Raw genomic sequence first — 12,807 nt, forward strand, 5'->3', positions numbered from 1 at the left:
GGAGGTGCAGTGACGTACGAGGAGTTCGCGGACACGCGGCTTGCCCCGCTGCTGCGGTACGCGGTGATGCTCACCGGCGATCCGCACCAGGCGCAGGATCTGGTGCAGGAGACGATGGTCCGGGTCCAGCTCAACTGGCGGCGGGTCGTCCGCGCGGACTCGCCCGAGCGGTACGTGCGCCGGATGCTCACCAACCAGTACGTCGACTGGAAACGCGGCTCGTGGATGCGCCGGGTGCTGCTGCGCGGGGAGCCCGACGAGTCCCTGCCGGCGTCGGTCGACCACGCCCAGTCCGCCGTGGACCGGGACCAGATCTGGTCGTGGCTGTCCCGGCTGCCGCGCCGGCAGCGCGCCACTCTCGTGCTGCGCTACTACGAGGACCTACCCGACGCCGAGATCGCCGAAATTCTCGGCTGCGCCGTCGGGACCGTACGTTCGTCCATCTCCCGGGCCCTGGCCACGCTCCGGGCCGAGTATGTGGAGGTTCGCTCATGATCGAGGATGACCTGCGGGCCGCCTTCGCCCGGCACGAGCCGCTGACCCCGCCGACCGGTCCGTTGCGGGCCGCCATCGACCGCCTGGCGATCGGCCGGCGTCGACGCCGTCGCCGCTGGCAGGCCGGTGGCACCGCGCTGGCCCTGCTCGGGGTGCTGGGGCTCGGGGTGCCGCTGTTGACTCCGGAGCGCGCGGGGCCGCCGCCGACCGCCGAGCTGCTCGGTGAGTCGGCTCGGCCGGCACCGTCCGGAGCGCTGAACATCCTGCTGCTCGGCATCGACGGCGACGGGCGGACGGCGGCACGCGCGGACGCGGTCCTGTTGGTGCACATCCCCGCCGACCGCAGCCGCCCCTACCTGGTGTCGCTGCCGCGTGACCTGGGGGTGCCGATTCCGGGCCAGGGAACCGACAAGCTGAACGCCGCGTTCCCGTTCGGCGCCGGTTTCACCCGTCCCGAGCTGACCAAGGGGTACGAGCTGACGCGTCGTACGGTGGCCGAGCTGACCGGGGTCCGGGTGGACGCCGGCGTGGTGCTGACGTACCGCGCGGTGCGCTCGCTTACCGACGCGGTCGGCGGGGTGCCGGTCTGCCTGCCTGAACGGGTTCGCTCCGTCCACACGAAGCGGGTCTTCCCGGCCGGCTGCCAACGTCTCGACGGCGCCGCGTCGGTCGACCTGCTCCGCCAGCGCTACGGTCTGCGAGAGGGAAGTCAGGACCGGGACCGCAACGCCCGGCTCTTCGCCGCCGGGCTGGTCCGCCAGAGCACCGACCAGGGCGTGCTCACCGATCCGGTACGCCTCGCCAAGCTGCTGACCACCGTCGGCCCGGACCTCGTCGTGTCACCCGACCGGGGGGCCCTGCTGGACCTGCTGCGGCTCGCCCCCACGCTGCGATCGGTGGAGCCGGTCGGGTTCGGCCTCCCGGTCGCCTGGCCGACCGGGACGGAGCGCTACCTGCGGACCGACCCGAAGCTCGCGCCGGAGTTCCTGACCGCGCTGCGGGACGACCGGCTCGGCGACTGGACGGCCCGGCACCCGAAGCTGGTCGACGAAGCCCGCTGAGCGGTCAGCGGTAGTCGTCCTCGTCCCCGGTGACCACCCGGGCCTGCTCCATGGCGTCCCAGTCGTCGACCTCCATGCCGCGCTGCGGCTCGACGTCGACGTGGGCCGGGTCGACCACGGTGGCCTGCTCGACCGCGTCGGCCGGCTCCGCCTCGGGGTCGCGTTCGTCGGCGGCGAGGTGGTCGCCGGGGGTGAAGTCCTCATCGGGCTGACCCATGGTCCCTCCCGGGTTCTCGGGGCACGATTCCCACCACCGTACGGGCTGCGTCGACGCGGCGCGCGGAAGCCGAGTCGGCGGAATCAACCCATGACGGCGCGCGCCGATGCCAGGATGGTGCCGTGGGCTTCCTCATCCGACTGGCGATCACCGCTGTCGCGTTGTGGGTGACCACCCTGATCGTGCCCGGCGTCGACGTGCACGGCCGTTCGGGTGGCAACACCGTGCTCACGCTGATCGTGGTGGCGCTCATCTTCGGCGTGATCAACGCGGTGCTCAAGCCGATCATCCGGGTGGTCGGCTGCGTGTTCTACCTGCTGACGCTGGGCCTGTTCGCGCTTGTCGTCAACGCGCTGCTCTTCCTGCTCACCGACCGGATCGCCCGCGGGCTCGACCTGCCGTTCCAGGTGGACGGCTTCTGGCCGGCGTTCTGGGGAGCCATCGTGATGACAGTGGTCACCTGGCTGATCACCGTCATCGTGCCGGACCGTCTGGACACCCGGTGAGCGGCTGACACCCCCCTCGGTTGGTCCTGCCCACCACACCTGCGGGATACTGCCGGGCGGAGGACAGCGCGGTCCGGCGCACAAGTGAACAACAGCGGCCAGCACGGCCGAGAGTGGTAAGTAAGGAGCGCATCACATGCCCATCGCTTCCCCCGAGGCCTACGCGGAGATGCTGGACCGCGCCAAGGCTGGCCGGTACGCGTACCCCGCGATCAACGTGACCTCCTCCCAGACGCTGAACGCGGCGCTCAAGGGCTTCGCCGACGCGGAGAGCGACGGCATCATCCAGGTCTCCACCGGTGGTGCCGAGTACCTGTCCGGTCCCTCGATCAAGGACATGGTCACCGGCGCGGTGGCGTTCGCCGCGTACGCGCACGAGGTGGCCAAGAAGTACCCGGTCAACATCGCGCTGCACACCGACCACTGCCCGAAGGACAAGCTGGACAAGTTCGTCCGGCCGCTGATGGGCATCTCGCAGGAGCGGGTGAAGCGCGGCGAGCAGCCGCTGTACCAGTCGCACATGTGGGACGGGTCGGCCGTGCCGGTCGCCGAGAACCTGCAGATCGCCTCCCAACTCCTCGACGAGGCCGCCAAGGGCAAGATCGTCCTCGAGATCGAGGTTGGCGTCGTCGGTGGCGAGGAGGACGGCGTCGAGAACGCCATCAACGACAAGCTCTACACCACGGTCGAGGACGGCCTGGCCATGGTCGAGGCGCTCGGCCTGGGCGAGAAGGGCCGCTACATGGCGGCGCTGACCTTCGGCAACGTGCACGGCGTCTACAAGCCGGGCAACGTCAAGCTCCGCCCCGAGATCCTCAACCAGATCCAGGAGGCGGTCGGCGCCAAGTACGGCAAGGACAAGCCGCTCAGCCTGGTCTTCCACGGCGGCTCGGGCTCCCTGCTGAGCGAGATCCGCGAGGCTCTCGACTACGGCGTGGTGAAGATGAACATCGACACCGACACGCAGTACGCCTTCACCCGGCCCGTCGCGGACCACATGCTCCGCAACTACGACGGCGTGCTGAAGATCGACGGCGAGGTCGGCAACAAGAAGCAGTACGACCCTCGTACCTGGGGCAAGGCCGCCGAGGCCGGCCTGGCCGCCCGGGTCGTCGAGGCGTGCGAGCACCTGCGCTCCACCGGCACCACGATGTCCAAGTAACGACGTACGCCCGACGGCCGGCTCTCCCCTCGGGGAGCCGGCCGTCGTCGTCAGGTGGTCAACAGGCGGACGGCCTCGTGGACGTCGTCGGTGAGGTGGATCGTCGACGACAGGTCGCCGAACGGCGAGGCGGCCAGCAGCGGACGCAGCAGCGCTTCCACCGGCAACTCCCGCGTCCAGTAGTCACGGTCCAGGAAGATGTACGCGCCGCTGGCCCCATCGGTGCCGTAGTAGGTCTTGGTGGCCGCCTGGAACACCTCCTGCACCGTGCCCGCCCGACCCGGCGCGAAGACGATGCCGCCCCGGGCGAGCCGCAGGATGGTGTCCTCCCGGATCGCGTTCGAGAAGTACTTGGCGATCCGCCCCGCGAACAGGTTCGCCGGCTCGTGCCCGTACAGCCAGGTCGGGATGGCCAGCCCGCCGGCCCGCGCCCACCCGGCGTCCCCGGCGCGCTGGCGGGGCACGCCCGCGTACCGCTGCCGGACCGTCAACGCCGCGGCCGTGTACCGGTGGTGGTCGGTGAAATCGGGCGCGGTGGCCAGCAGGTCGATCGCCGCGGTCAGGTCCGCCGCCGCGTGGTCCGCCAGGTACGCGCCGAGGTTCGCCGCCTCCATCACCCCGGGACCGCCGCCGGTCACCACCAGCCGGTCGGCCCGCGCCAGCTCCCACCCCAGCACGGCCGCCATCCGGTACGCCGCACTGCCGCGCCGCACGGCGTGACCGCCCATGATGCCGACCACCGACTGCGGCCCGTACCCGCCCAGCCAGGCGCGGGTGGCGTCGGCGAGCGCGTTGTCCACGCCATGGTCGTGCAGCCGCTGACCGAGCGCCTCCTTCACGTCCGGCAGCGCCCCGCCGTGCGCCCGGTAGTGCTCGTACACCCGGGTGTCGTACATCCCGGTGAACCCGCCCTCGGCGAACCCGTCGGCGAGGTCGTCCGGCGTGTAGAGGTGCGACGGCTGGGTCGGGTACGGCAGCCCGGAGAACGGCGGCACCACGTTCGCGCCGCGCCGGACCAGGTCGGCGCCGACCTCCCGGGAGGCGAACCGGCAGCCGACGAAGAGCGTGCCGGTGACCTCGACGCCGGTCAGGTCGGGCACCGGGGCGAGGTCGAGGCGCAGGCCCTGCACGGTCAGCCCGGTCAGGCGGCCGGTGACCAGCTGCCGGTCGAACTCGTCCCGGGTCTGGATCTCGTCGGCGTGCAGGTGGGGCTCGATGACATCGGTGGGAGGTGGGGTCGGCACCCGGCCATCCTGCCCCTTGGACGAGGCCCGCCAAACCCCGGGCGGGGTGGACGCGACAGGAGCCCGGTGGTCGTGGCCACCGGGCTCCTGCGTAACCGGTTCCTGGGGAGGCTCCGGACCATTAGTTGTAATGGAAAACACCTGGCCGCGGCATAGGCCGCAGGCGTGATGAACTCCTCAGCCGTTCAGCGGAACGCGTCGGCCGACCCGCTCGCGTGTCGCCCTGTCCAGCGGGTTGAATGGGGCGATGCAGAACCTTTTGCCGGAGCCACCGGCCACCCTCCTGCCCGCGAACGACGAGGCCGACGCCGCCCTGGCCGCCGCCCAGGAGGCCGGCACCGACGAGGCGTTCGCCGCGGTGGCGGCCCGCTTCCCGACCTTCAGCGCGGCCTGGGGTGCGCTCGCGGCCCGGGCGTTCGCGGCCGGCGCGGTGGTGACGGGGTACGCGTACGCCCGCACCGGCTACCACCGTGGCCTCGACCAGCTCCGCCGCAACGGCTGGAAGGGCCACGGGCCCGTGCCGTGGTCGCACGAGCCCAACCGGGGCTTCCTCCGCTGCCTGTACGTGCTCTCCCGGGCCGCCGACGAGATCGGCGAGGCCGACGAGGCGGCCCGCTGCGCCCAGTTCCTGCGCGACTGCGACCCGGCCGCGGCGGACGCGCTGGCCAGCAACTGACACCGCCGTCGAAGGCCGGCCCGGAGCCGGGCCGGCCTTCGACGGGCTACAACCCCTCGGCGACAGCGGCGGCGATCTTCAACCAGGCGTCCCGGGTGGCCGAGGAGAGCCCGCCGTACCGGATCGGCTCGCCGCTGTCGATGAGCCGCTCGTACGGCGCCAGCAGCACCGCCCTGGTCCGCGCCGCGAAGTGCTCCTGGATGGCCGGAAGGTCGATCTCCTTGCGCGACGGCGGCATCGACACCACGGTCACCGCCTGCCGGACCAGCCGCTGCCGGCCGCTCTGCTCCAGGTGGTCGAGCATCCGGGCGGCCGTCTCCGCCGAGTCGTTACGGGCCGACATGGTGACCACGAGTTGGTCGGTGGCGTCCATCGACGCCTGCCAGTTCTGCGCCCGCACGTTGTTCCCGGTGTCCACGAAGATCAGCTTGTAGAACCGGCTGACCACCTCGCGGATCTCGGCGAACGCGGCCGCGGTCAGCATCTCGCCACCGGTAGCCGACTCGTCCGAGGCCAGGACGTCGAACATCCCCTCACCCTGCGAGCGCACGTACTGCGACAGGTCACCGACCCGCCCGTGCGCGCCCTGGAACTGCCCGAGGTCGCGCAGCATGTCCCGCACGGTGCGGGAGTGGAAGTCCTGCTGGGCGCGCATGCCGAGCGTGCCCTGGGTCTCGTTGTTGTCCCAGGCCAGCACGTAGCCGCCACGCTTCTGCCCGAACGTCATCGCCAGCAGCAGGATGGCCACCGTCTTGCCGGCGCCGCCCTTCGGGTTCACCACTGTCACCTGCCGCAGCCCACCGAAGTTGCGGCGCACCATCTCGATGTCCCGCTTGAGCTCCTGCTCGTGCCGCCCCGGCGAGAGCCGGACCAGACCGATCTTGTTGACCACCGCACGTACGCCCATGGTGGCCACCGGGTCGGCGGGCCGTACCTGCCGGCGGCGCGCGAAGTCCTCGGCCGTCGGCGCGGCAGTGGTCTCCGGAGTCCAGGTGGCGTCCGGGTAGCCGGTGGCCGGCACCCGCGCCACCGGGTCGGTCTCCTGGTACTGCTGAGGCGGCGCCGGTGGAACCGCAGCCGCGGCCTGCTGCCAGGGCGGCGGATACCAGCCCGGCGACGGCGGGAACGGCCCCGGCGGCGGGGTCGGCACCGCGCCCTGCTGCGGGGGCTCGACCGGCGCCGGGCCGGCCTGGCCGGGAATCGCCGCCGAGTACGTCTGACCGGCGTACGTCTGGCCGGCGTACGTCTGCCCCGCTCCGGTGCCCTGGTCGACGGCGGGCGGCGGTGGTGGAGGTGGAACGGGCGGCGCGGGAATCGGCGGCGGCGCGACGGTCGCCTGGTCCTCGGTCGACGGGGGTGGGCTGGCCGGACGCTGCGGCGGGTACGCCCAGGGCGACTCGGCCGCCGGCCGTGCCGCCCCGACGGCTGGGCCCTCCTCCCCGGTGCCGGTCGGTCCGCCAGACTGCGCTGCCGGCCCCGCCGCTGTCGAGCCTGCGGTGGTCGGGTCGGTGGTGGCCGGCCCTGCGGTGCTTGGGCCTGCGGTGCTTGGGCCTGCTGTGCCGGGGTCTGTCGTCACCGGCCCTGAGATGGGCGGGCCTGCCGGGGTCGGTCGGTCGGCGGGCGTGGCTGTTGCCGCCGGGCGGTCCAGGGAGAACGGCAGGTCCAGGTCCACGCCGCCCGACGCGGCGGGCGGATCGTTGACCGGACCGGGGACAGGCTCGTCGGCGGACGCCGCTCCGGCTGCGGTGCCTGCAGCTCCGGTCGCAGTGTCTACCGCTCCGGTCGCGGTGTCTGCGGCTGCCGCTGGGGTGCCTGCGGCTCCGGTTGGGGTGGCCGTCGCCTCGGTTGGGGTGGCTCCCGGGCGCGTGCCGGTGGCTGGAGTGCCGGAGGTCGGCGGGAACGTGTCCCTACCCGGCCCGACGAGGGCACCCACCCCCGGCGGTACCGGTGCTGTCGACGGAACGGGAGGCACGGGCGGAGTGGCCGGCGCGGGTGAAGCGGTCGGCGCGGGTGGAGTTGCCGGCGCGTCGGCGGGTGGCCAGCTCGGCTGCGCCGGTGCCCAGCCCGTACGCGCGCCGTTCGGGCCGGTGGCTCCCCAGCCGCTCGGCGGCGGCACCGCCCCGGTCAGGGACGGGTAATCCGACGGAGACGGCGGCGGCAGAGCCGCCGCCCCCGGCTGCCCGGGGACCGGCGGACGGCCGGTCGGCGGCGCGGCCACCGGTGGCGAGACGGCCGACGACGGCGCGGACGGCGGTGGGCCGCCCCGCTGCTCGGCGACCGCCGCCCACGGCGGCACCACGTCACCCGCGCCCTGCTCGGCCGGATCCGGTGGCCAGAGTGGTTCGATGTCCCGCTCCGGCACCGGCTGCTGGCCGGGCACCTGCGCCCGGTCGGCGTTCTTGTCCATTACGGTTCCTCCCCAGTCCTCCTGCGAGGATAGGCCCACCGGACGACCGGGGCCGGTCGACGCAGTCGGGGTCAGACCACCCAGACCGCCCAGGCACCCGGTTCGATCCACCACGAGCGCTTGCGGGTCAGCTCACCCTCGACGCCATCGTCGAGGTAGGGCACCTTTCCCTCCCGGGGCAGCACCGACACGGCCCGTCCCCGGGCCCGCCGCACCTCCAGGCGTACCCGCTTGCGTCCCAACGCCGAGCGGACGACCACCGGGACGGCCACCGCGACCTCGACCTGGCCGTCGGCCGGGTCCGGCGCGGCCAGCAGCGTCACGTCGTCGAGCGACGCGTACCCGCCGGCGTTGCCGATCGCGCAGGCCAGCAGCGGTTCGTCGCCGTCGGTGAGGATGGCGTCGTCCACCTCCACCCGGGCCCGCCAGTGCAACGGGCGACCCGCATCATCGGCAGCGCCGAGCAGAGCGCCGTCCAGGGTCACCGAGCCGCCGTCGTTGCGCAGCAGATCCAGCCGGCGTGGCGTGCCGTCCAACACGGCGGCCGCCACGGCCACCGGGTCGCGGGGCAGCCCGAGCTGCGCGGCCAGGTCCCGGTGGGTGCCGCCGCGCGCCGGGTCGAGAGGGAGTACGGCGACCGGCGGCAGGTCGGGCAGGGTCCGGTCATTGCGCAGGTCAGCCGGACGGCGACTCGGCGGTGGGGCGTACCGCCGGACGAGCCGGCGCAGCACGGCGCGCAACTGCCCGTCGCTCGCCGTGGCGACGACCAGCCGGGTCTTGCCGTCCGAATCCGGCCAGGTGAGACCGTCCGGGCGGGCCGGACCGTCGAGCTGGGCCAACACCGCGTCGATCTCCGCGTCCGAGCGGGCGGTGACCGTCTGCACCCGGGCGCCCCGGGCGGTCAGGGCATCGGCGCAGGCCAGCACCGGCACCCGGGGTCGATCGGTGGCGCACCGGTCGCCGTCGCCCGACGTCCCGCCGGGGTCGGTGCCGGCGTCGGTCGCCGTGCCATCGGCAGCCCCGTCCGACCCGTTGACGCCGGTGTCGGTCCCGGTCGCGCCGCCGCAGCAGGCCCCGCCGCTGCCACAGCCCCCGGGAGCGTCGCGCTCCGAGGAGAGAGTGAGCAGCACCACGTCGTACACGGAAGGAGCCTCCTGCCTCTCGACGCGACCCCTGCCGGTCGCGCCGTCACTACTTGTTAACCTGACACCCCGGGCTCGCCAACCGGTCGCCACCTGGCACCCGAGCCTTCTGGAGGCGGAAAAGATGCCAGCGATCGTGCTCATCGGCGCTCAGTGGGGCGACGAGGGCAAGGGCAAGGTTACCGACCTGCTGGGTGAGCGGGTCGACTACGTCGTGCGCTACTCCGGCGGCAACAACGCCGGGCACACGGTCATCACCCCGGACGGCCAGAAGTACGCGCTGCACCTGATGCCCTCCGGGGCGCTCTCGCCGAGCGCGATGATCGTCATCGGCAACGGCGTGGTCGTCGACCCGAAGGTGCTGCTCGCCGAGATCGACGGTCTCGCCGAGCGCGGGGTGGACGTGTCCCGGCTGCGGATCTCCGGCGACGCGCACCTCATCATGCCGCACCACCGGGCACTGGACCGGGTGGTCGAGCGGTACCTCGGCTCGTCCCGGATCGGCACCACCGGCCGGGGCATCGGCCCGGCGTACGGCGACAAGGTCGCCCGGATGGGCATTCGACTCCAGGACCTGCTCGACCCGGGCATCCTGCGCAAGAAGCTGGAACTCGCGCTGCGCGAGAAGAACCAGATGCTGTTCAAGGTCTACAACCGCAAGGCGATCGACCTCGAGGCCACCGTCGAGGAGTACCTGGAGTACGCGGAGCGGCTCAAGCCGTACATCGCCGAGACCCGGGCCATGCTCTGGGACGCGCTGGACCGGGGCGAGACGGTGCTGCTGGAGGGCGCCCAGGCGACCATGCTCGACATGGACCACGGCACGTACCCCTTCGTGACGTCGTCCAACCCGACGGCCGGCGGCGCCTGCGTGGGCGCCGGCATCCCGCCGACCGCGATCAACCAGGTGATCGCGGTGAGCAAGGCGTACACCACCCGGGTCGGCTCGGGGCCGTTCCCGACCGAGCTGTTCGACGCCAACGGCGCGCACCTGCGCAAGATCGGCGCGGAGTACGGCACCACCACCGGCCGGGAGCGCCGGTGCGGGTGGTTCGACGCGGTCGTGGCCCGGTACGCCTGCCGCCTCAACGGCGTCACCGACCTGGTCATCACCAAGCTGGACGTGCTCACCGGGCTGCCCAAGGTGCCGATCTGCGTCGGCTACGAGATCAACGGCAAGCGCGTCGACGACATGCCGATGAGCCAGACGGACTTCCACCACGCCACCCCGGTGTACGAGGAGCTCGACGGGTGGTGGGAGGACATCACCAAGGCCCGCACCGTCGACGAGCTGCCGGAGAACGCCCGCCGCTACATCGCCCGCGTAGAGGAACTCTGCAACACGAGGGTGAGCGTCATCGGCGTGGGCCCAGGCCGAGAAGAAAACGTAGTCCAACACCCCCTCCTCCCCTAACCCCAACCCACCCCGGGCCCCCCCCGGGCCCCCGCCCCGCCCCGCCCCGGTGATCATGAAGTTATTGCCACCCGTTCCGGCGTGTCGTGGCAATAACTTCATGATCAACCCAGGCGGGGGCGCCTGGTTATCCACAGGGAAGCGCTGGTTGTCCACAGGGGTGTGTCTGGGGTTCCCCGGTGGGTCAGGGTGGCCGGGTGGATGCCTTGGACGCGGTACGGCGGGTTGCCTCCGCGCGGGACGGGATTGTGACGCTCAGGCAGGCGCGAGCCGCTGGTTTCACCACCCACGAAGTGCAACGGCTCTGTCGCGCGGGCCGTTGGCGCGTCGTGGCGCGTGGCAGCTACCTGGTGGACGCCGACCTGTATGACGGGGTGCCCCGACGGGCGCGGATCAGGGCGGCGTTGGAATCCTTTGGGCCGTCGGCCGGCGCAGTGCTCGCAACAGCCGCCGAACTGCACGGGATGGCTGGTCTGAAGGCCACCGATGTGATCCACCTGTCGGTGCCTGGCCCGGTCGCCAGGCCAGCCCGGATCGCTCATCCGGAGGTGGTGGTTCATCAGCTGGTCGTTCCGTCCGGGCAGTTTGTCCGGGTGGACGGGCTCACCGTGACCGAACCGCTCCGGACCCTTGCCGACGTGAGCCTGCGGGTTGATCGTTTCTCGGCGGTGAGTGTGCTGGACTCGGCATTGAACCGTCGGTTGGTGACCGCCGAAGATCTGCTCTCCTTCCCGCGCCTGATCCGCGGGCGGCGTGGCGCGGTCGCGGCACGCGGCTTCCTCAGCGAGGTGGACGGGCGGGCGCAGTCGCCACTCGAGACGCGTGCCCGACTCCGATGCGTCGACGGCAGAGTGCCGCCCGATGCGCTGCAACTTGAGGTGCGTGACGACGACGGCTATCTGCTGGGCATCGGTGATCTCGCGTGGCGTCGCCACCGGATCATCGCCGAGGCCGATGGCCGAGGCCCGCACGGTCTGCCGGAAGCCGTGTTCGTCGACCGACGACGCCCAGAACCGCCTGGTGAACGCCGGCTGGACGGTCCTCCGATTCACCTGGCAGGACACCCTGCGCCCCGATTACATCCCGTGGACGGTCCGCCAGGCAATGGCCGCGGCCCGAGTTTGTTGATCATGAAGTTGTTGCCACGACACGCCGCGACAGCGGGCAATAACTTCATGATCACCGGCGCGATGCGCGGCGGTGGGTGGGGCGGCCAGTAGGATGCCGTCGTGCGGGTTCTCTTGGTGGGTGGTGGTGGGCGGGAGCATGCTCTCGCGCTCGGGTTGGAACGCGATCCGGCTGTTTCGGCGCTGATTGCCGCGCCTGGTAATCCGGGCATCGCCTCGGTTGCCGAGTTGCGGGCCGTCACCGCGACCGACCCGGCCGCTGTCGCCGCGCTGGCCGTGGAGACCGCGGCTGACCTGGTGGTGATCGGGCCGGAGGCGCCGCTGGTCGCCGGTGTCGCCGACGCGGTACGCGCCAAGGGCATCGCCGTGTTCGGCCCGTCGGCCGAGGCCGCCCAGTTGGAGGGCTCCAAGGCGTTCGCCAAGGACGTGATGACCGCCGCCGGTGTGCCGACCGCCCGGGCGTACGTCTGCACGGACGAGGAGACCACCGCGCGGGCGCTTGACGAGTTCGGCGCCCCGTACGTGGTGAAGGACGACGGTCTGGCCGCCGGCAAGGGCGTGGTGGTGACCGACGACCGGTCCGCCGCGTTGGCGCACGCCGCCGAGTGTGGCCGGGTGGTGATCGAGGAGTTCCTCGACGGTCCGGAGGTCAGCCTGTTCGTGGTCACCGACGGTGAGGCGGCGCTGCCGCTGCTGCCCGCACAGGACTTCAAGCGGATCGGCGACGGCGACACCGGCCCGAACACCGGCGGCATGGGCGCGTACGCGCCGCTGCCCTGGGCCCCGCCCGGTCTGGTCGACGACGTCATGCGCGACGTGGTCCACCCCACCCTGGCGGAGTTGCGCCGTCGGGGCACGCCATTCGCGGGCCTGCTCTACGTGGGCCTCGCGATGACCGCCGCCGGTCCTCGGGTGATCGAGTTCAACGCGCGCTTCGGCGACCCGGAGACCCAGGTCGTGCTCGCCCTGCTGGAGACCCCGCTGGGTGGGCTGTTGCACGCGGCGGCCACCGGCACGCTTGCCGAGCACCCGCCGCTGCGCTGGCGCGACGGCGCGGCGGTGACCGTGGTGGTCGCCGCGCAGGGCTACCCGGCCGCGCCGCGCACCGGCGACGTGATCACCGGCGCGGACCGGCCGGGCATCATCCACGCGGGCACCGCCCGCCGGGCGAGCGACGGCGCGTTGCTGTCCGCCGGCGGTCGGGTCCTCTGCGGTACGGCCACCGGCCCCGACCTGGCGAGTGCCCGGGATGCGGCGTACGCGTTGGTGGACGGGGTGGAGTTGGCCGGCTCGCAGCACCGCACCGACATCGCCACCGCCGCGGTCGAGGGTCGGATCACGATCCCGGGCTGAGGC

At 72.5% G+C, this 12,807-nt stretch carries 12 protein-coding genes; 8 read left to right on the forward strand and 4 right to left on the reverse strand.

The annotated features are described in order from the left end of the window. Positions 1-9 precede the first annotated feature (9 nt). Both ACLQ27_RS13980 and ACLQ27_RS13985 read left to right on the forward strand, forming a co-directional pair. Positions 10-495 (forward strand): SigE family RNA polymerase sigma factor, encoded by a 486-nt coding sequence (locus tag ACLQ27_RS13980; protein ID WP_357491476.1) that lies wholly within the window; start codon positions 10-12, stop codon positions 493-495. After that, positions 492-1,556, forward strand: a complete 1,065-nt coding sequence (locus ACLQ27_RS13985) for an LCP family protein (protein ID WP_357491474.1) — start codon at positions 492-494, stop codon at positions 1,554-1,556. Before ACLQ27_RS13980 ends, ACLQ27_RS13985 begins: the two co-directional genes overlap by 4 nt. A 4-nt stretch (positions 1,557-1,560) precedes the next feature. Here ACLQ27_RS13985 and ACLQ27_RS13990 read toward each other — a convergent pair whose 3' ends face one another. After that, positions 1,561-1,773 carry a hypothetical protein gene (locus tag ACLQ27_RS13990; RefSeq protein ID WP_234583131.1) on the reverse strand — a complete coding sequence of 71 codons (213 nt, stop codon included), beginning with the start codon at positions 1,771-1,773 and terminating at the stop codon, positions 1,561-1,563. A 122-nt stretch (positions 1,774-1,895) separates the two neighbouring features. On the opposite strand from ACLQ27_RS13990, the gene ACLQ27_RS13995 reads away from it, so the two are divergent. Together ACLQ27_RS13995 and fbaA are read left to right on the forward strand one after the other, a co-directional pair. After that, complete coding sequence (locus ACLQ27_RS13995) at positions 1,896-2,279, forward strand: phage holin family protein (RefSeq protein WP_357491471.1); 384 nt, start codon at positions 1,896-1,898, stop codon at positions 2,277-2,279. 136 nt (positions 2,280-2,415) lie between these two features. Further along, complete coding sequence (gene fbaA / locus ACLQ27_RS14000) at positions 2,416-3,441, forward strand: class II fructose-bisphosphate aldolase (RefSeq protein ID WP_234583133.1); 1,026 nt, start codon at positions 2,416-2,418, stop codon at positions 3,439-3,441. A 50-nt stretch (positions 3,442-3,491) separates the two neighbouring features. Here the strand turns inward: fbaA and ACLQ27_RS14005 are convergent, their stop codons facing one another. Then, positions 3,492-4,685 carry an LOG family protein gene (locus tag ACLQ27_RS14005; RefSeq protein WP_425867060.1) on the reverse strand — a complete coding sequence of 398 codons (1,194 nt, stop codon included), beginning with the start codon at positions 4,683-4,685 and terminating at the stop codon, positions 3,492-3,494. Between the two features lie 247 nt (positions 4,686-4,932). Here ACLQ27_RS14005 and ACLQ27_RS14010 point away from each other — a divergent pair, with 247 nt between their 5' ends. Next, positions 4,933-5,361, forward strand: coding sequence for a DUF3151 domain-containing protein (locus tag ACLQ27_RS14010; protein ID WP_234583135.1), 429 nt, complete (start codon positions 4,933-4,935; stop codon positions 5,359-5,361). Positions 5,362-5,407: 46 nt separating this feature from the next. On the opposite strand, the gene ACLQ27_RS14015 is transcribed toward ACLQ27_RS14010, so the two are convergent. Together ACLQ27_RS14015 and ACLQ27_RS14020 are read right to left on the reverse strand one after the other, a co-directional pair. Beyond that, the gene (locus ACLQ27_RS14015; RefSeq protein ID WP_425867332.1) at positions 5,408-7,294 is read right to left on the reverse strand and encodes a chromosome partitioning protein; all 1,887 of its coding nucleotides are present in this window, start codon (positions 7,292-7,294) and stop codon (positions 5,408-5,410) included. A 545-nt stretch (positions 7,295-7,839) separates the two neighbouring features. Further along, entirely contained in the window at positions 7,840-8,910 is a 1,071-nt protein-coding gene (locus ACLQ27_RS14020; protein WP_425867062.1) for a hypothetical protein, read from the reverse strand. A gap of 124 nt (positions 8,911-9,034) precedes the next feature. Between ACLQ27_RS14020 and ACLQ27_RS14025 the strand changes: the two genes are divergently transcribed. The 3 genes from ACLQ27_RS14025 to purD all read left to right on the forward strand — a co-directional run bounded on the left by ACLQ27_RS14025 (position 9,035) and on the right by purD (position 12,804). Further along, entirely contained in the window at positions 9,035-10,324 is a 1,290-nt protein-coding gene (locus ACLQ27_RS14025) for an adenylosuccinate synthase (RefSeq protein WP_234583138.1), read from the forward strand. A 197-nt stretch (positions 10,325-10,521) separates the two neighbouring features. Continuing rightward, positions 10,522-11,544 carry a type IV toxin-antitoxin system AbiEi family antitoxin domain-containing protein gene (locus tag ACLQ27_RS14030; RefSeq protein ID WP_425867063.1) on the forward strand — a complete coding sequence of 341 codons (1,023 nt, stop codon included), beginning with the start codon at positions 10,522-10,524 and terminating at the stop codon, positions 11,542-11,544. Positions 11,545-11,553: 9 nt separating this feature from the next. After that, positions 11,554-12,804 carry a phosphoribosylamine--glycine ligase gene (purD, locus tag ACLQ27_RS14035; RefSeq protein WP_357491460.1) on the forward strand — a complete coding sequence of 417 codons (1,251 nt, stop codon included), beginning with the start codon at positions 11,554-11,556 and terminating at the stop codon, positions 12,802-12,804. The last annotated feature ends 3 nt before the right edge of the window (positions 12,805-12,807 follow it).

It is taken from the genome of Micromonospora sp. DT63 (assembly GCF_049841615.1).
Classification (GTDB): Bacteria; Actinomycetota; Actinomycetes; order Mycobacteriales; family Micromonosporaceae; genus Micromonospora.